Annotated in this window: 17 protein-coding genes and 1 pseudogene; 15 read left to right on the top strand and 3 right to left on the bottom strand. The window is 55.6% G+C overall.

Going from position 1 to position 18,456, the window contains the following annotated elements:
- The first annotated feature begins 364 nt into the window (after positions 1 to 364).
- Complete coding sequence (gene mobI, locus ACQKIK_RS10280) at positions 365 to 928, top strand: conjugative transfer protein MobI(A/C) (RefSeq protein WP_499135821.1); 564 nt, start codon at positions 365 to 367, stop codon at positions 926 to 928.
- A 337-nt stretch (positions 929 to 1,265) separates the two neighbouring features.
- Here mobI and cadR read toward each other — a convergent pair whose 3' ends face one another.
- Positions 1,266 to 1,700: a Cd(II)/Pb(II)-responsive transcriptional regulator gene (gene cadR / locus ACQKIK_RS10285; RefSeq protein WP_008175821.1), complete on the bottom strand. Its 435-nt coding sequence runs from the start codon at positions 1,698 to 1,700 to the stop codon at positions 1,266 to 1,268.
- Positions 1,701 to 1,798: 98 nt separating this feature from the next.
- Here cadR and ACQKIK_RS10290 point away from each other — a divergent pair, with 98 nt between their 5' ends.
- From ACQKIK_RS10290 to ACQKIK_RS10345, 12 genes and pseudogenes are all read left to right on the top strand, one after another.
- A complete protein-coding gene (locus ACQKIK_RS10290) occupies positions 1,799 to 2,695 on the top strand; it encodes a cation efflux transmembrane domain-containing protein (protein ID WP_008928737.1) in 897 nt (298 codons plus the stop codon).
- Positions 2,696 to 2,837: 142 nt separating this feature from the next.
- Positions 2,838 to 3,599, top strand: a complete 762-nt coding sequence (locus tag ACQKIK_RS10295; RefSeq protein WP_217351207.1) for a ZIP family metal transporter — start codon at positions 2,838 to 2,840, stop codon at positions 3,597 to 3,599.
- Positions 3,600 to 3,893: 294 nt separating this feature from the next.
- The gene (lnt, locus tag ACQKIK_RS10300) at positions 3,894 to 5,333 is read left to right on the top strand and encodes an apolipoprotein N-acyltransferase (protein WP_009686176.1); all 1,440 of its coding nucleotides are present in this window, start codon (positions 3,894 to 3,896) and stop codon (positions 5,331 to 5,333) included.
- A 107-nt stretch (positions 5,334 to 5,440) separates the two neighbouring features.
- Positions 5,441 to 5,908, top strand: coding sequence for a signal peptidase II (gene lspA, locus ACQKIK_RS10305; protein WP_028697018.1), 468 nt, complete (start codon positions 5,441 to 5,443; stop codon positions 5,906 to 5,908).
- Positions 5,909 to 6,036: 128 nt separating this feature from the next.
- Positions 6,037 to 6,847, top strand: a pseudogene (locus ACQKIK_RS10310) (ISL3 family transposase); the annotation flags it as partial.
- A 135-nt stretch (positions 6,848 to 6,982) separates the two neighbouring features.
- Complete coding sequence (locus ACQKIK_RS10315) at positions 6,983 to 7,237, top strand: DUF4258 domain-containing protein (RefSeq protein WP_499135823.1); 255 nt, start codon at positions 6,983 to 6,985, stop codon at positions 7,235 to 7,237.
- Between the two features lie 20 nt (positions 7,238 to 7,257).
- Positions 7,258 to 9,024: an N-6 DNA methylase gene (locus ACQKIK_RS10320; RefSeq protein ID WP_499135825.1), complete on the top strand. Its 1,767-nt coding sequence runs from the start codon at positions 7,258 to 7,260 to the stop codon at positions 9,022 to 9,024.
- 83 nt (positions 9,025 to 9,107) lie between these two features.
- The gene (locus tag ACQKIK_RS10325; RefSeq protein WP_499135826.1) at positions 9,108 to 10,019 is read left to right on the top strand and encodes a type I restriction-modification system subunit M; all 912 of its coding nucleotides are present in this window, start codon (positions 9,108 to 9,110) and stop codon (positions 10,017 to 10,019) included.
- Entirely contained in the window at positions 10,019 to 10,333 is a 315-nt protein-coding gene (locus ACQKIK_RS10330; protein ID WP_499135827.1) for a hypothetical protein, read from the top strand. The genes ACQKIK_RS10325 and ACQKIK_RS10330 overlap by 1 nt, the downstream gene beginning before the upstream one ends.
- Complete coding sequence (locus ACQKIK_RS10335) at positions 10,330 to 11,553, top strand: restriction endonuclease subunit S (RefSeq protein WP_499135828.1); 1,224 nt, start codon at positions 10,330 to 10,332, stop codon at positions 11,551 to 11,553. The genes ACQKIK_RS10330 and ACQKIK_RS10335 overlap by 4 nt, the downstream gene beginning before the upstream one ends.
- Before the next feature lie 16 nt (positions 11,554 to 11,569).
- A complete protein-coding gene (locus tag ACQKIK_RS10340; protein WP_499135829.1) occupies positions 11,570 to 11,971 on the top strand; it encodes an AlbA family DNA-binding domain-containing protein in 402 nt (133 codons plus the stop codon).
- A complete protein-coding gene (locus ACQKIK_RS10345) occupies positions 11,968 to 12,276 on the top strand; it encodes a M48 metallopeptidase family protein (RefSeq protein ID WP_499135908.1) in 309 nt (102 codons plus the stop codon). Before ACQKIK_RS10340 ends, ACQKIK_RS10345 begins: the two co-directional genes overlap by 4 nt.
- A gap of 138 nt (positions 12,277 to 12,414) precedes the next feature.
- On the opposite strand, the gene ACQKIK_RS10350 is transcribed toward ACQKIK_RS10345, so the two are convergent.
- A complete protein-coding gene (locus tag ACQKIK_RS10350; protein ID WP_499135830.1) occupies positions 12,415 to 13,650 on the bottom strand; it encodes a hypothetical protein in 1,236 nt (411 codons plus the stop codon).
- 389 nt (positions 13,651 to 14,039) lie between these two features.
- Here ACQKIK_RS10350 and ACQKIK_RS10355 point away from each other — a divergent pair, with 389 nt between their 5' ends.
- On the top strand, positions 14,040 to 14,246 hold the full coding sequence (locus ACQKIK_RS10355; RefSeq protein ID WP_499135831.1) for a hypothetical protein: 207 nt from the start codon (positions 14,040 to 14,042) through the stop codon (positions 14,244 to 14,246).
- A 436-nt stretch (positions 14,247 to 14,682) separates the two neighbouring features.
- Here ACQKIK_RS10355 and ACQKIK_RS10360 read toward each other — a convergent pair whose 3' ends face one another.
- The gene (locus ACQKIK_RS10360; RefSeq protein WP_499135832.1) at positions 14,683 to 16,035 is read right to left on the bottom strand and encodes a site-specific integrase; all 1,353 of its coding nucleotides are present in this window, start codon (positions 16,033 to 16,035) and stop codon (positions 14,683 to 14,685) included.
- 431 nt (positions 16,036 to 16,466) lie between these two features.
- Here ACQKIK_RS10360 and ACQKIK_RS10365 point away from each other — a divergent pair, with 431 nt between their 5' ends.
- Positions 16,467 to 18,125, top strand: coding sequence for a diguanylate cyclase domain-containing protein (locus tag ACQKIK_RS10365; RefSeq protein ID WP_064480954.1), 1,659 nt, complete (start codon positions 16,467 to 16,469; stop codon positions 18,123 to 18,125).
- Positions 18,126 to 18,456 lie beyond the last annotated feature (331 nt).

Raw genomic sequence — 18,456 nt, forward strand, 5'->3', positions numbered from 1 at the left:
TGCGCGCTGATAGGCTTATGTTCCCGTAAGCCGCATCGCAAACAGCGGAGCCCATATACCGATATGGCGGCAATTAAAATTGTCGAGGCCTAGCCCCTGACCAAACTTCTTTGAGCGTTGCCGGCTAATTCAATTAAATCGGCAATTAGACAGATCCACTACCCATCCCGACTATATATATTGCCCACGTCGCGTAAGCAAAAGCTGCTGTTTCTGGCGCACGCCAACAGTAGCCTGACCATGAGGCACAGATGCAGACAATATTAATTGCCGGCATCACTGTCTCCTTAGCGGCAAAGCAATCATTGTCGGTACCAACCATGCCGGCAATAAATAACTTACTGCCTACATGGGTTGAATATATATGCATGACGAAGCGTTGACTAAGCGACAAATTTCGCAGCGAAAAGAGGACGAGGAAGACCTGGCATTTCTGTTGTCTCTTGAGGGGGCCGAGCTGGATTTCATCGACTGGGAACGCTGCATGAGGTTTAGCCGGCGGCGGATGAAGCGGGCCTTGAAAATTCTTGCTCAGCGCGTAGCGGATGATTTCTGGGTGACAAATTGGCAACACCGCCTGGGAGATGGCGTCCCTAAAGAGTTCGGTCAGTATGGGGTGCGTATTGTGGATCGCGAGTGGACGATCTATGCGCAGTGGTATCGCTTGGAGGTGAAAGGCAGCCCGCAGTGCCTTAAGAAGCGGATGGACAGCATCCAACCGTCCAAGGGCTCGCATCGCGTCAGTGAAAAACAGTTCGGGCATGCGAAGGACTGGGAACTGGAGGCAATCATGAAGGCTGAAGAAAAGCTTGAGAAGGTTCGTCGCTGCGCTAATCGTCTTGAAAATATCCGTCTTCAGTTAAGCAGCGTCGTGCAGCTGATGAAGGGGCTTAGGGAAACGACGGATGGGACGCTTCCTGAGATGTAGAGCAACGACCTGCTATTCGCAAAAAACACCGAGAGGCCCACAAGCGGGCCTCTTCGCGTTTAGGCATCGCGTCGGAGTCAAGCCTAGACATCCTACAAAGCGCTAAAAAAGCACCATAGATATTTTGGGTATCCGGATTTTTTGGTTGATTGGCTCATATCATGATGACGGAACCAACCATCAGCTCAGCGGATTACCTGGTTGATGACGACTCTTCTTCACGGCCCCTGCAAGTTTGCAGCAACGCCCAGGTTCGCATGCCGAGATACGCAGTGAGGCTTCGCGATCAACACACCATGCATTCACAATGTCACTGCAAGGTCCGGCATGTCTCTGCTCAGTCCTTACGGCCTGAGCTAGCCCTATACAGCTGTTGTTTGCTCTCCTCGCTGATCCCCGTCAGGATGCCGCAGGCATTGATCTCCCGACCCTCGTTGCAACTCGCCCTCAGTGAAACGAGTTGTTGCTCAAGCGCTTGCAGAGCAGTTATCTGCGACCGCACATGAGAGATGTGGTCATCGAGCATGGCGTTGACGGCGGTACAAGGCTGGCGAGGGTCGTCCTGATAGCTCTGTAGCTCGCGAATCTCTGTCAGTGACAGGTCCAGAATTCGGCAGCGGCGGATAAAGGCAAGCCACTCGCCATGCTTCTCGGTATAGACACGGTAACCATTCTCCTGCCGTTCTGGCGGCGGCAACAGGCCCTGCTGCTCATAGAAGCGGATCGTCTGCGTGTCGATACCCGCTATCTGGGCTAACTGACCAATGCGCATCAGGCTTACTCCTCAACGGATCATCTGTCCCATTGACCTTATAGTAGCTATATAGTTTTTAATACTAGCAATCTATGTTGGTTAACTGGAGCCGTATCGTGAGTAAAGCCTGTGGTGGCCCATGTAGCTGCGATGCAACGCCTGCAGCGGATACCGATATGCCGGTCTCCTCCGAAGCGTCAGGGGAATGGGTCAGCGTGTATGCTGTGCCGAAGATGGATTGTCCCTCAGAAGAACGGATGATCCGCTTGGCGCTGAACGGCTTTGATGAGATTCGAACGCTGTCCTTCGACTTGTCGAACCGCCGATTGGAGGTCGTGCATGACGGCGAGGCTGAGCCCATTACCGCGAAACTGGCGACCTTGGGGCTAGGCGCCTCTCTTCAGGAAACCGTCATTGCCGACCCAGAGACGATCAAGGCCGCTGAGAGCTCGGCAGTCTCTGCTACGCAGGAGTCAGGCACTCTGCGCGTGTTGCTCGGTATCAATGCGATCATGTTCGTGGTGGAAATGACTGCTGGCCTGATCGCCCAGTCTACCGGCCTGATCGCTGATTCCCTGGATATGTTTGCCGATGCAGCCGTCTATGGCCTGGCTCTCTATGCCGTAGGGCGCAGTGCGAAAATGCAGGTACGTGCCGCGCATCTGGCAGGGGTACTGCAACTGATTTTGGCTATCGGCGTACTCGTCGAGGTGGTGCGACGCTTTGTTTTCGGTAGTGAGCCTGAATCGCTGATGATGATGGCGATCGCCTTCGTCGCGTTGATCGCCAATACCGGTTGCCTGCTGTTGATATCCAAGCACCGCGAAGGCGGCGCGCATATGAAGGCAAGCTGGATATTCTCGGCCAATGATGTGGTGATCAACATGGGCGTCATCGCCGCCGGTGCCTTGGTCGCCTGGACGGGGTCCAGCTACCCTGACCTGATTATCGGTACCATCGTGGGCCTGATCGTCCTCAACGGCGCTCGGCGCATCCTGGCGCTCAAGGGGTGAGGCTGCACGGTACGCAGCTATCGATGCCTGGGACACTTGATCGAAGTGGCTGTACAAGCGCGCTAGGCCTGAACGACAGCATATAGCGCGAAGGCTCGGAGCCAGCAAGGTAGCGTATCTAGGAATCAATTAAGGAAGGAAGATGATGGATAGTATCTGGCTGGTACTCGGCCTGGCGCTGTTGCCCGCCTTAGGCAATTTTAGTGGTGGGCTCGCTGCGGAGGCCTCCCGAACTACCGGGCGCCGTCTCAATTACGCCCTTCACGGCGCTGCCGGCCTCGTCATTGCGGTGGTGGCGGTTGAAATCATGCCGCGCGTGCTAGAGAACCTCTCAGCCTGGGTAATCGCCCTCGCTTTCGCGCTGGGCGGCATTGCTTACGTAGGTATCGAGAAGCTCGTTGAGAGTCTCCAGAAGCGACAAGGCCAGCAGGGAGAAGGCGGTCAGACGAGTGTCTGGATGATCTATATCGCCGTATCCATCGACCTGTTCAGCGATGGCCTCCTGATCGGGGCGGGGTCGGCGGTCTCACCGTCGGTCGCGATAATCCTGGCGGCGGGTCAGGTTCTCGCCGATGTTCCTGAGGGCTTTGCGACGATCGCCACCATGAAAGTTAAAGGAATCCCTCGTAGCAAGCGGATACTGCTCTCTGCTTCCTTCGCGATTCCTGTGCTCTCGGCAGCCGTCTTTGCTTACTTCGTACTCAGGAACCAGCCGGAGGCATTTAAGCTAGCGGCACTGACGTTCACGGCAGGCCTTCTCACGGTCGCTGCCATCGAAGATATGGTCTCCGAGGCTCACGAGAGCGGTGACGATACGCACATCTCACCGCTGGCTTTCATAGGCGGCTTCGTCCTGTTCGTTCTGGTATCAGCGGGCTTGGAAGGGGTGGTATCGCAAAGCTAACGTACTGCTCCCCAACACAGCCACTGTCGTGCTGGCCGAATACGAAGCAGCTCCCAGCTTACGGCGCACCTAGTCGAGTCCAGAAACATTCACTTTGCCACCCTGGCCAGCCGGCCGAATGAATTGACGCAGCTTGATTAAGCGGAGCAAGAAAGCATGAGCCACAGGGTTGATCCTGGATTCGGAGGCGAGAGAGCATTGGGTGATAAGTGCGCGCTACCCTCTAGCCTATACACGGGCGTGCGCTATAAGCCGCTTCTGACAGGGGGGATGGCTCTACTTGCTGGAGGCGCCATGCCGCTTGCCTTTGCCCCTGTGGGCTGGGCATGGCTTGCGGTGATCGCTCTGGCAACATTTTTTGTCCTGACCGCGCAGTCTTCAAGGCGTCAGGCGCTGTGGTCGGCCTACCTCTTTGGCCTTGGCTACTTCGGCGTGGGTGTCTCCTGGGTCTTTATCAGCATTAGCCAGTACGGCAATGGCCCCGTGGTGGCGGTGTTAGTCACGGCGGCCTTTGTCTCGCTGCTCGCCCTCTTTCCATGGGGCGTCGCGTACCTCGTGCGCTGCCTGCGCCCTGAGATGGATGCAATGGCACTCTGGCTAGGGCTACCTGCGGCATGGGTGCTGAGTGAATGGATGCGCACCTGGTTCTTGACCGGCTTTCCCTGGCTCTTCATTGGCTACAGCCAGACCGACACCACACTTGCCACTATCGCTCCCGTCTTTGGCGTGCTTGGCGTGAGTTTACTGGTGGCACTTCTCGCTGGCGGGCTTGCCTGGGTTGTCCAGGGGCCAAGCCTGCGCCGTGCTGCGGTAGTCGGTGCCGTGTTAGTCGCTACCCTCGCCGGCTTGCAACTGCTGGATCGTGAATGGACGCAGCCAGCCGCTGACCCGATCGATGTCGTCCTCTTGCAAGGAAACATCGCGCAAGACAAGAAATGGGACCCGAGATACCGGGACATCACACTTGAGCGCTATCAGGCGCTTACCGCGCAGCATCTCGGAGCCGATATCGTGATCTGGCCAGAAGCGGCAATCCCGATGTGGCATGACCAGGCCAAAGCATATCTTGCTGAGCTTGAGGCGTTAGCCGATCAGGCAGGCACATCGTTAATGATTGGCGTCCCGGTACGCGAGGCGGAGGGCCGTACCTACAACGCCGTGGTAAGCCTCTCCGATCCCTCAGGCTTCTACTACAAACGCCACCTGGTGCCCTTCGGTGAATATGTTCCGTTTCGGGATCTTTTGGGGTCGGCCCTCGACGTGCTCGGGGCGCCCATGTCCGACTTCACACCGGGACGGGAAGCGCACGTCCTGAATGCAGCAGGGGTGCCCGTAGGGGCACTCATCTGCTACGAGGCGGTCTTTGGTGCCGAAGTCACTGAGCTTCTGCCCGAAGCGCAGTTACTGGTGAATGTCAGCAACGATGCCTGGTTCGGCAGCTCGCTCGGCCCCCTCCAGCATTTCCAGATGGCACGCATGCGTGCCATCGAAACCGGACGTGACCTTCTTCGAGCCACGAACACCGGTATCACAGCAGCCATCAATCATGAGGGCAAAGTGCTCAAGCGTGCTCCGCAGTTCGAAGTGGCCACCCTCAGCGCCGAAGTGACACCGCGAACTGGCGCGCCCCCTTATGTGCGCTGGCGGGATTGGCCTGTCCTTGGCCTGACCGCACTCGGACTCGGCCTGCTCCTGCTCCGTCGAATTCGTCGGCATCATCGGTTGGGTACATGACGCTTGTTATTTAGCAGCGAGCAAATTCTAGATTGGGTCAGGAGGAAGGGGATATGTCTACTTATGGCAGTCGGCTCGCAGAGAAAGCCCACGAGCCGGGAAAGGCGATGCGCTGGCTGTGGCTCTCGCTCCTGTTACTGTTTGTCGATCAGGCGAGCAAGTACCTTGCCAGCACCATGCTAGCGCATGGTGAAAGCGTGCCTGCCGCACCCTTCTTCAATTGGGTCCACCGCCACAATACGGGGGCGGCCTTCAGCTTTCTCGCGGATGTCGGCGGTTGGCAGCAGCCGCTTTTCATCGGACTGGCCCTGGTTATCTCGATATTACTGGTGTACTGGCTTTGGCGTTCACCACGCGTACTGAGTTATCGGCTCGCCCTCAGTGCGATCCTCGGCGGCGCGTTGGGCAATGTCGCAGATCGCTTGCGGTTAGGCTACGTAGAGGATTTTCTCGATTTTCACTATGCCCAGTGGCACTGGCCATCGTTCAACCTAGCGGACGTATGGATCTTCCTCGGTGTCGCCCTCTTTATTTGGGCGGAAATACGACATCAACCAGGCAGCCGCCGCCGCTGAATCGCCTAGCGTCTTCGCTATCGCATGCTTGACTTCCGGGATAGGCGCGTCCTGGGCCTTGATAAGGCGGCACGCCTTCATGAGCCAGCTGTACGTTCCTGATGCACGACTGCTGCCAAGGGCTCTGCTGCATCCTAACCAATCTGGAAGAGCGCACCCTGCTGGACCTGCTACCCGGTCGTCAGCAAGAGAGGGTGACAAGACGCCTCATGAGCATGGCCAACCGCCACCAGGTCGAGATCGTCAGCATGGACATGTGGAAGCCCTACCGCCGCGCCTTCCAGACGGTGCTGCCACAGGCCCGTATCGTGGTCGATAAGTTCCACGTCGTGCGCATGGCCAACGAGGCCTTAGAGAAGATCCGCAAAGGCCTAAGGAAGGAGTTGAAGCCCAATCAGCGCCGGACCCTCAAAGGTGACCGGAAAATCCTGCTGAAGCGCGCTCACGACGTTTCAGACCGCGAACGGCTCATCATGGAGACCTGGACAGGAGCATTCCCCCCAGCTCTTGGCGGCTTACGAGCACAAGGAGCGCTTCTACCATATCTGGGACTGTACCAATCGGCGTGGTGCCGAACAGGCTCTCGCCACCTGGATTGACAACATCCCTCAGGGGCAGAAGGAGGTTTGGAAGGATCTCGTCAGCGCCGTCAGTGGCTGGCGTGAAGAGATGCTGACCTACTTTGAGACCGACATCCCGATCACCAACGCTTTCACGTAGTCGATAAACCGCCTAGCCAAGGACAAAAACCGTGATGGCCGGGGCTATTCGTTCGAGGTAATGCGAGCCCGGATGCTCTATACCACCAAGCACAAGAAGAAGGCGCCACAAGTCAAGGAATCCCCGTTTCTGGGCAGAGCCACCATGACCTACAACATGGGACTCCCCGAGCCTGAGAAGAACTTCGGTGTCGATCTATCAACCTTCTGGAAGGACTAAGGGTTGGATGGGGCTGGAAGGCCCATCAACCACTTAATCCGGATACCCGATATTTTTTAGGCAACAATTGCCTACTTGACGCAACTTAAATTTGGTGCCACGATGCATCCATGGTCAGCCAAGGAGCACGCCACCATGCAAGCCACCCATCACTGCAAGGCGCGCCAAGCCCAGCGCGGCATTCCACTCAACATGATCGACTATGTTCTCGCCCACGGGACGCAGAGCAGGGACAAGGTTGTCTTCGGAGACCGGGAGGCAAAGCAGCGGCTCGCTGAACTGGACGAAGAGCGCCGCATGCTCATGAAGCTCAAAGACAAGGGAGGCGTTGTGGTGGTGGCGGATGGAGACACGGTCATCACAACTTACAACCTCTCGCGCCGCCCTTAACCCAGCAAAAGAAGATCCTTATGAACGAAAAACTTATTCGCCAGCTATTAGACGTGGCCCGTGCGCTCGACCTGCCGCACTCGGCTGCCGTCTCGCTGATCCTGCAGCTGTTGTGCTGGCGAAAGCTTTCTAATGAAGAGACTGCCATTCCAGCAGAGCTTCGCTTTAATCAAATGCTGAGCTGCGAGACTCGCGAGCAATTCGAAGCGCTGCAAGAGGTGCAGAGCTATACCCCATACGAATTTTTAGATGCGAGTGTATGGCAGTACCTGCGCGGCTCTAGAGATCTCGGGCCGCTGCTGGAGAAAATATGCTCGCTGGAGACGCAGGGGCTCCTCGATGAGCTCGTCCTAGATGACGTTGGCTTCTGGCTACTTGATCGGTACGACGGCGGTCTCGCTGTCGCACCAAGTCTCTGTGATCTGTTGATCAAGCTTGCTCAGGTTTCAGTTAGGCACACTGTATATCTCCCTTGGGAGAACGCGGGCCAAATCGGATCCAGGGTAATCCGTTCCGGCGCGCATGCAATTGTCGAGGCTAAAAACCCTACGCATACCGCACAGGTGCTAGGTCTGGCCAGTGTCAGAGGCTGGGATATGCACGACACTGACCCCATAGGAGTTCCCGCTGCGCTTGAAGCCGGCAATCTGATCCGCTTTGAGAAAGCGATATCTGTACCTCCGATGGGCCTGCGCTACGCACGAGAAGTCTCGGAAAATGACCTATGGGATCGCTTTCCTGAAAAAACTCCCGTCGGCGCTGTCTTGCAGATCCGGCACCTGCTAGCTCAAACCAGCGGACGTATCGTGGTGGTGGTGCCCAACTCCATACTGTTCGCTTCTGGAAGCGAGCGTCTGTTACGCGAGCGGCTAGTCAATACTGGTCAGTTGGAGACAGTGATCGGCTTGCCAGCAGGTCTCTGCGTCGCGACCCACATCCCACTCTCCATCTTGGTGCTGAACGCATCTGGTGGCGCTGAGAATGTTTGCTTCGTGAACGCTGCCACCCAGATGTTTACGGAAAACGCGACGAGAAAGCGTACCGAGCTGAAGGACATCGATACATTGGTGGCTTTAGCCATCGATCGAGAACCCAGCGAGCATGCTGTCTCTGTCAGCACAGAGGCAATTGCAGCGAATGATTTCTCGCTCGAAGTTACGCGTTACGTACTGGATGAGTCCGCCCGCCAGCTGGAAGCTAGCCTCGCTCGCTACCCGCTAGGTAAGCTCGGAGATTTCTTCAACATCATCCGACCACGCCAGCATGCGACGTCAGCCAAGGGCGCTCCCGTGTTTGAAGTTCAGGCCCAGGATATCCCTGCTTATGGCTACATTCGCAGCGCGAGTAAGGAAGCGTTGTTCGATTTGAGCTCAGCCAAAGCGTCGACGTATTTTATCAAGCCAGATGATGTCCTGGTGACCTTCAAGGGAACCATTGGCAAAGCGGGGATTGCACGGGACGTACCGAAGGTCGATGAGGGTGGATGGATCGCTGGGCAGTCCCTAGCCATCCTGAGGAGCCAACGCCCTGAGCTTTATCCACCCAAATCACTGCTGCTCTACCTCCGCTCAGCCGTCGGGCAGGCATCGCTCAACCGCATAGCCGTGGGCGCCACCATCCCTTCGATTCAACTCTCGGCGCTCAAGGATTTGGAGATACCGGTGCCGTCCGCTTCAGAGATGGCAACGATGGCGCACGCTTTTGAGCAACAAGCTCAGATTCAAGAAGAAATACAACAGTTGCGAGCTAAGCAGGCAGCGATCTCAGCCGAGTTCTGGACGCTGTAAGCACCTACTCCCAACCATAACGAACGGATACGCCTCCAGGCTGAGCCTGGTGGTTCAAGCAATCGACGGAAGAAATCAGCCCTATGGCAATCAAAAAATCAGAACTTTACTCCTCCCTTTGGAAGTCCTGCGACGAGCTGCGTGGCGGAATGGATGCCTCTCAGTACAAAGACTACGTCCTCGTACTGCTATTTGTGAAGTACGTTTCCGACAAGTACGCCGGTGATCCGAACTCGCTGATCGATGTGCCGGACGGCGGCAGCTTCGCGGACATGGTGAAGCTCAAGGGCGACAAGGAAATCGGCGATAAAATCAATCAGATCATTGCTCGTCTGGCCGAGGCCAATAACCTTACAGGCGTCATCGACGTAGCCGATTTCAACGACCAGGACAAGCTCGGCAAGGGCAAGGAGATGGTCGACCGTCTTTCCAACCTGATCAGCATCTTCAACTCGCCGGGTCTCAACTTCAAAGACAACCGTGCCCAGGGCGACGACATCCTTGGCGATGCCTATGAATATCTGATGCGGCATTTCGCTACCGAATCCGGCAAGAGCAAGGGGCAGTTCTATACCCCGGCCGAAGTGTCGCGCATCATGGCCCAAGTCATCGGTCTGGCCGGTGCTACCGATAGCAAGCAGAGCATTTATGACCCGACCTGCGGCTCGGGCTCCCTGCTGCTAAAGGCGCACGATGAGGCCAAGAGCACTACTGGACTGGATCTCGCCATTTATGGCCAGGAAATGGACAACGCCACCAGCGCCTTGGCCAAGATGAACATGATTCTGCACGACTGCCCTACGGCCGAAATCTGGAAGGACAACACACTGTCCGCTCCGTACTTTAAGGATCCACTGGGCAACCTGAAGCTGTTCGACTTCATCGTTGCCAACCCGCCGTTTTCCACCAAGGCCTGGAGCAACGGCTTCAACCCGGGCGAGGATGATTACAACCGCTTTAGCTATGGCATTCCTCCGGAAAAGAATGGCGATTAGTGCTGATTGAACACGAAGCGGAGGCTAGCAAGAAGATCAAAGCCGCGCAGAAGGTGCTGGATGCTAAGGTGCATGACCGCTATGCCCAGCTTAGTGAGGAAGAGCTGAAAACGTTGGTGGTAGATGAAAAGTGGCTAGCTACCTTGGCGGTCGATGTTCAGACCGAGATGGATCGCGTGTCCCAGGCCCTGAGTGGCCGTATTCTTGAGCTGGCCGAGCGTTATGCAACGCCGCTGCCTGCGCTAAATGCTGAAGTTGAAATGTTGACCACTAAGGTCAATGCGCATCTGGCAAAGATGGGGTTTGCGGTATGAATCAGGCAGCCGGATTATGCAGTGCAAGCGAGGCAATCGTGCACAGAGATGCCTGGGAGGAGATATTACTCGACTCCGTAGCCAAACGTGGCAGCGGCCACACCCCTGACAAAAAGCACCCCGAGTACTGGGGCGGCTCGATCAAGTGGCTTTCTCTTCAGGACTCGGCCCGACTCGACAAACTTTACATTGATGACACAGCCGCGACGATAACTGCTGAGGGTATCAAGAACTCCTCCGCCGTTATCCATCCCAAAGGGACTGTGGTGCTCAGTCGAGATGCAGGGGTCGGAAAAAGTGCAATCATGGCTGACAACATGGCTGTTAGTCAGCACTTCATGGCTTGGACTTGCAGCCCGCGGCTGAATAACCACTTCCTGTACTACTGGCTCCAATCAAAGAAGTCCGAGTTTGAGCGCATTGCCAACGGAAACACTATCAAAACAATTGGCCTGCCATATTTCAAAGAGCTAGCCATCCCTCTTCCGAAAGCCAATGAGCAAAGGCGCATCGCATCCGCTCTGTCGGATATGGACGCCCTGATTGCCAGCCTGAAGCAACTGGTCGCAAAAAAGCGCGATATCCAGCAAGCTACTATGCAACAGCTCCTCACCGGCGAACGCCGCCTTCCGGGATTTAATGGTGAATGGGAAGTTAAAACGCTAGGAGAGGTTTTCTTCATATCCACGGGCAAGTCGAAAAGCGCCTGCATCTCTGCCCATGGGGATCATTGGATTGTTGATATGGGGTCAGTTTCTACGGATGGAAAGCTTATTGTTTCCAAACGAACGAGCTTAAAAGCAGATTTCCTTAATATCGGCGATTTGATAATGCCAAAAGATGATATTGGGGGCGGCGGCATCATAGGAAGGGTCGGCTTCATTGACGCCAATGATACATACGTATTGGGCGACCACCTCTATCGCCTGCAAGCAAGATTGGGTAATCCGCTCTTCCTATCATTTGTAATAAATGGCTTCCCTATTAATAGCGCACTCCGGAGAAAAGTTATTGGAAGTGCTCAGCTTGGTCTTAGTCGGCGGAGCGTGGAAGAGCAAAAAATATCACTGCCCTCGCTTGAAGAGCAAGCCGCCATTGCGACTCTGCTCTCCGACATGGATACGGAACTCGCTGCCCTCGAAAGCCGCCGCGAAAAGGCCCGCCTACTTAAGCAAGGCATGATGCGGGAATTGCTGACCGGCCGAATTCGGTTGGTTTAGGGCAAGGGAGCCGTCGATGAGCGAGACCAGCAACCGCGTAACCCTCGATACCTTACTGAGCCTTTTGGAACTGGGCGAGGACCAGGAAGCCGAGTTCAAGTCGGCAGCCGGTGGCTTGCCCAAATCTTTGTGGGAAAGCCTGTCGGCGATGGCCAATAGCGAGGGCGGCACCATCGTGCTGGGCGTCGCCGAGCGCCGGGGACTATTTGAGATCGAACCCTTGCGCAACGTCGAGGTACTTAAAAAGGCCTTCTGGGACGCTCACAACAACCCACAGAAGCTCAGCATGCCGCTGTGCCAAGAAGGCGACGTGGCTTTGATTCCTGTCGGTGAAGGCGCGGTGATGATGATCCATGTTCCGCGCGCACAACTGAGCGCCGTGAGCGATTGCTGCATGACTTCTACCGGGTCGAGTTGAAGCGCCGGGTGCCCCAGCTGTTAGAGAGCTGGCAGCCTCGGTTAGGGGTAGATGTCTCGGCCTGGGGTATCAAGCGGATGAAGACGAAATGGGGGACATGTAACATTGAAGCCAAGCGCATTTGGCTGAACCTAGAGCTCGCGAAAACGCCTGTGCAGTGTCTGGAGTACGTGTTGGTGCACGAAATGACGCACCTTCTTGAACGTCACCATAACAACCAGTTCATTGGCTTGCTTGACCAGCAGCTGCCCCAATGGCGCGTATTACGTGACGAGCTCAATAGGTCAATGTTGCCGGCATTTTAAACAGCATCGGGTAGGCTTTGCTCCAATCAGGCCCTAATTGAGCATAAGCTTAGCGATGCAAGTCTCGCACAGAAAAAGCTTTCAGAAGCTAATTCAGAAAGCTTTGTGTTTATGCTGACGTACCAGACCTAATCAGGCTTATCGAGATTTGCAATTAGTTATGTTGCCCGTCTGATAACAATATGTGTTGACGCTTTGAGGCACTCCGAAATTGGGGACCGTAGAAATGCTGTTACCCATAACGCTTTTGAGCGCTGACTGGCCCGATTGATTGAAGCTTGCCGCAGTTTGGTTAAAAGAATTTACTAGATTAGATAGCTCTTGAGACTGCCGGGCGGCATTGGCTGCCTGTAGCTGGCCTATCCGTTCAGCCTCTGCCCTTTGACCTTCTCGTACGCGGGCAAAGCGCTCGTCACGGCTAGCTGCTACTTTTTGAGCGATCTTATTGAACTGCTTAAGCTCTCCGTCATCATCGCAGATATCTTTGTAGTGCGCGAATTGGTCGAAATCATTAACGCTGCGAGAACAGGCGCTAGTACGGTACGCGCTGACCATCGCCATCGCCTCATCTGCGTTCTGTTTTGCCTCATTGGTTCTTGCTGTAATCTCAGCTTCTGTTTTACCTAGAAACTGATAGTACGAGCTATGGGGCGTCACCAGTCGGGGAGCTCCGGTTGTTACATCAAGTACTTGGACCGCCCCGTTTCTATATCGTGCATATGTAAGGCCCATCGGGCGCTCATTCTGATACATGCCTGCTTCCAGCGATACTGAAACAGCTGGATCTAAAAATCTTTTAATCACTAGTGCGTAACCGGTCGGGTAATCTTTTCTTAGGATTGTGGCTCCATCTCCGATAGAGTCTATCTGAGCGTACTTCACTCCATCCGGCTGTAAAGCCGCAGTAATGATGACTGCTCCTTGGTTAGTCGTAAGACTATCCGAGCCCCTCAGGATAACTGCGCCCTTTTTAGGGTCGCCAAATAAAAATTCTTTTGAATCATAGAGGCTATGGAGGTAATACGTCGGCACAGCTTTTCCGCCTGGATACTTTCCAATCGCAGATAGGCTTTTGCCTTCCTTTACGAGCATTTCTCGCCCTAGCCCATGCGCGTACCCTGACTCGCACTCGCCGTCCCAAAGAACAAGTGTCGTTTGAGAAGCTTTGCTATCCGCTTCATAAATTCTGCACGCAACGTTTTTATTTGAAGGCTGGATCCACTCGCCAACCGGCTCTTTGTAAGCGTCAACCGGCGCATAAACACTAAGCTCATTGATCAAGCGATGCGTGTCGTGCTCGCTGAAGCTCGGAACGCTTGAGCAACCGCCAATAGATAACAGAGCTGTTGTAATAACTAAAATTCGTTGCTTCATCCGTGATGTACTCGTGCTGGGGCGATAGTGATAGGGTCTCACAGCCGCAAATAGATGGCCGACTGCTACTACGCAGATCATATAGCGTTTGCCAAAGAAATACAGGGCGGCCACCTGCTCCGGTCTCACGAACGGACTAGCCCTCACCGCATCAGCAATCGCTTCAACCCACCTGGATAGAAACCTTCTCCCCATTAGCGCCGAGACGCTCTTGCTGCTTCTAACGGATGGGTTAGATTGATTTCAGATGCAGCCCGGACCGCAGGCCAAGCGGTCGGACCAGCCGGCGGTGTCCTTAACACCGGCAGCGCGTCATGAGCTTTAGCCTCACGGGCTAGCCTCCGGCTCAGGGACGCGCGCAACTCCACGCAAAAAACAAGGCGAACCTCATGGATCAGATCTACCAACATGTTGAAGACATAGTGACGCTTGCCGAGGTACAGGACGGCTTCTTCGAGATCGAAGTGACCGTTCTTGTTCGACGCAAAGGGGGTACCGAGAGCGACTTCATCCGAATGCAACTTGAGAACTTCAATGGCGGCACCCGCCAACTGACAGTGAAACAATCCCGGTCCGATACCGCTCTGTGGTTTTAGTATGAGCTGGATGAGTAGATTATGTTCCTGGCTGCCAAGCAGCAACCGGCACCAAGAAGGATATATAACAGTTATTTATCCCATAGGCGCAGGAAGCGTGGTGATACACGACTCACTAAGCAGCGCAGGAACGACTGACATAACGCCAACCGTAAGCTCATTGGATGCCGCAGAACAGAATAACTGTCAATTTTGTGATACTTGGAATTCTGAGTTTGAAATCAACCCGGCGACCGGGCTTCCAATGTCGGGAATGCTCGATGTCGACGGAAATCCTTACGGGCTCGGCTCGCTGGATTTTGCCACAACTATGGAGGATGAGTTCAGCTGGGAGGACTAGCAGATCTTGGCTAGGTTCGGGCCATAGCCGTAGCGTTTATTTATCGCCAAGCCCAACGACTCGGAACCATTGGTTATCGTTCGAAGAAGGCCTTTTTTATTCCGCTACCGACTCCTCCTCTGGGGCATAGCTTTTCTTTCCACCGTTGGCGATCTGGAGCATTGCTTGCGTTGCCGTTTCCACGGACTGTCGGACCGGATCAAGATCGAGACGGGCATATATAAGGGTTGCCTTTAGGCTCTTCTGATTCAAGCTCTTTCCGATTATAGGGAGGGTTGCCCCCGTCTTTGCCTGCCAGCTCGCAAGAGTACGGCGTAAATCATGAATGCGCAGATCGGTCATATCATAGAGAGCAGGGTCGACTTGCAATGCTTTCGCTAGTTTGAGCAGGCGCCTTTCGGCTGTAATCGGCGCTGTGGCCACTTGCTCTTCAGCCTGCTGACGCCCCTCGGCGTCCAGCTTACCGAGCCGCTCCAATGTATCCAGCAATCGAAGTAAGCTCGCATGACGCAGCACAGCCGCCCAAGCTTTTTTGGGCTCCACTAGATGACCGGTTTTCCCCGTCCCGGGAAAAACGAAGGGTGAACCCTTAGCGCTGCGTTTACGAAGCTTCAATATCTCGATGGCCTCGTTGGACAAGGTGACATTCTGTGGCGTACCGTTTTTGGTCATATCAACACGCCAGACACGGCTCTCAAAATCTATGTCGTGCCAAGTCATTGCCTGTACATTCGAGCGGCGGGCGCCCGTAAGTAGCGCGAGCAGGAAAAAGTGCCCCTGAGCGGACTTGTTCAGAGCCCCAAAAAGGTAAGGTAGCTCAGATGCTTGGGCGAACCGATCGCGCTCAACGATCTCGTTCTTTTGAATCCGGCCGGCGGGGTTGATACCGGAGAAGTGCTCATGGTCAGCCGCAAAGTTAAATACGGATGAAATGATCGCGACCGCCTTGTCCGCCTGCCGGGGGCTATTTTTGCTCACCTGACGGTGGATGGAGGTCACCGCAGAACGCGTTACCTGCGACAGCTTGGCGTTAGCTATCGAGCCCATATGAAGCCGCGCGGTGTCGAGGTAGTCTTTCTTTGTGCGCTCCGTTATATGGGCCCCGTTACGCTTACGCTTCTTTTCAAGCATCTCCGAGAGCATCGCGTTAAAGGTTGGCTCCTGCCGTATCGCACGTCGGGCTGCGGCCGGGTCTGCACCTGAAGCGAATTTTCCTAGCACTTTCTGCGCCTCCGAACGCGCCTGCTCAACAGTCATCTCCGGAAAGCCCCCAAGCTTTACCCAACTCATCGACGCACCGGCTCGCTTGACGACGTAGAACGTGCGAGACCCAGAAGAAGTGACTCGCATCGCCAGTTTTGGGATCTCGATGTCGTACACCGTGAGCCGCTTGCCCGCTTCAGGCGGCTCCACCGCCAACAACGCCCGTTTGGTGAACTTCAACTTCATCGCTCGCTCCTTCTCAGCGGTCACGCAGGCTATCGCCGGGCTAGCACTGGCTATCAATTTTTGTCTATTAGCATCAAATAATAGAGCCATCAGAAGAGCCTGCAACCCGCGTCACACTAGCGTTTATCACGTTCGATCCATGACCATCAGTATGCGGAGCCCCAAACTTGTAATCAGTAGGTCCCGAGTTCGACTCTTGGTGCCGGCACCATACGAAACAACAGAAAAGGCTCACCGCATGGTGGGCCTTTTTTGTTTCTGTTCAGCGCTCCCGGTGCCGGAAACACGTCGCTGACGCAGCGCCGCCTTGTGAGAGGCCCAGATACCTCGTTGCGATGAATCGGGCTGGAGAATCCAGCCCTGCGGCCGACATAGCGGCGTATGACGCCATCTTGTCTGGCGCTTTGATATCTCCCTTATGGTTTCGCTTGATGTTTCTCACACCTTTACGCAGCTTGCGAGCGCGTTTCGCCATCGTCGTCGCCCTGGTCGTATTCGTGCTCAGCTGCATTTTCGGCACCGCCATCGGTGAGTCTTCCATTTCACGGTTGAAGGAATGGACGGGACAACAGCTCGGAGAAGCTGCGTTCTCGATGGTTGATCGCCTTGACCGCGACATGAACGGTCGCTCCAAAGAGCTGACCGTACTCAGTGAACTCCAAGCGCTTCGCAACCCAGAAAATGTTGGTGAAGCCCGCACGCTTCTCAATCATCTGAGCGATCACTTTCCCAGCTACTCCTGGATCGGCCTCACAAACGCCCGCGGCAAGGTGGTCGCTTCCACCGATAGCCTGTTGGAGGGCGTGGACATCTCGGCCAGACCCGTATTCCTCAACGGGGTGGAAAACACCTTTATCGGTGACGTACACGAGGCGGTGTTACTGGCCAAACTGCTGCCGAACCCGTCGGGCGAGGCGATGAAATTTGTCGACATAAGCATGCCGGTACGCGATGACTCGGGGGCCCTGGCAGGTGTGCTGGCCACCCATCTCTCCTGGGAGTGGGCAGATGAGGTTGGCAGATCATTGTTTGAACCACTGCAAAAGCGTTTGCCTGGGTTGGAGTTTCTTGTCGTTAGCAAAGACAGGACGGTGCTGCTCGGCCCGAGAGAAATGATCGGTAAACCTATCGGAATCAAGCTCGGGGACCGTCCCGTGCAGAATTGGTCCGTGGTGCATTGGCCAGACGGCACAGAATATCTGACGGGATTTGCCGAAAGTGTCGGCTTCGAGGACTACCCCGGATTGGGTTGGACCGTCATTGCTCGCCAGCCCGCAAACATCGCGTTTGCCGAAGCACGCCAGTTACGCAATGAGATTTTCATCTGGGGCGCCATGCTGTCCTTGGCCTTCGCTGTCATCGGCTGGTTTGTCGCGGGAATGATTACCCAGCCGCTACGAGAGATCGTTGACGCAGCGGCCCGCATTTCGGAAGGGGCCGCAGTCCGGATTCCGCTACTGAAAAGCACGCAGGAAGTCGAAGCCCTCAGCGTTGCGATACGGCATCTGGTGGACAGCCTGACCCGAAAAAGAAGTCAGCTGGCGTTGGTCGAAGGGATTGCCTATCGCGATACCGTGACCGGACTGCCGAACCGGGCAGCGCTGCAGAAATACGTAGAAGCTGTAAGGACCGAAGAAGAACGGCAATCGAGCTTCGGCGTTCTGTGCCTGGACCTCGACGGTTTCAAGCCGGTCAATGACCTCTTTGGCCATGCCGTAGGCGATGCGCTCCTGCATGAGGTCGGGCTGCGGCTTTCGGCTTCGATCCGCGACGGAGACATCGCGGTGCGGCACGGTGGAGATGAGTTCGTCCTGCTTCTGCGCCTGCGCAAAGGCGAATCCGTGCGCAATGTGCAGCGCGCGGCCGATCGCATGATCGCCAGGCTTGCCGAGCCGGTATCGCTGGCGGGCGAATCTATCAACATCGGTTGCAGCGTCGGCGGCGCGCTCTGGTCAGGCGGTGACTTTGCCGACGCACTTCGGTCAGCTGACGAAGCGCTATACCGCGCCAAAGGCGCCGGTAAAGGACGAGCGAGCTTTAGCGTTGCCAACAAGGGTGAGGCTAAGGCGCCGGCGCCGCAGGCAGTCTGATAAACCTAGGCGTGAGGGCAGCTGCCATGTTCAGCCGCTTGGCAGGGTCGACGGGAAAAGCAGGGACCGTTAGTCGGTAAGAACCAGCCCGGTAACGCCGATCAATATTCAATTTCCCGCGCTCGACCTCTGTAGAGGCCGAGCCGGTAGATCGGTCCAGAAGCTAAACAAAAGTTCAGGCGGTGGGCTTGTCCTTCGCCTCATCTTCTTTCTGCTTTGTGCGTCCTGTTAGGAGAGTACTGGGGCTTGAGTAATCGGTGGTCCTGGCCGCCCTGTCTCGATCAGCGTTCCGGTAATCGAGCAAGGCGCCCGTCCCCAGTACACCGAGGCT

It is taken from the genome of Pseudomonas sp. NPDC047961 (genome assembly GCF_050272435.1).
In the GTDB taxonomy this organism is placed as follows: Bacteria; Pseudomonadota; Gammaproteobacteria; order Pseudomonadales; family Pseudomonadaceae; genus Stutzerimonas.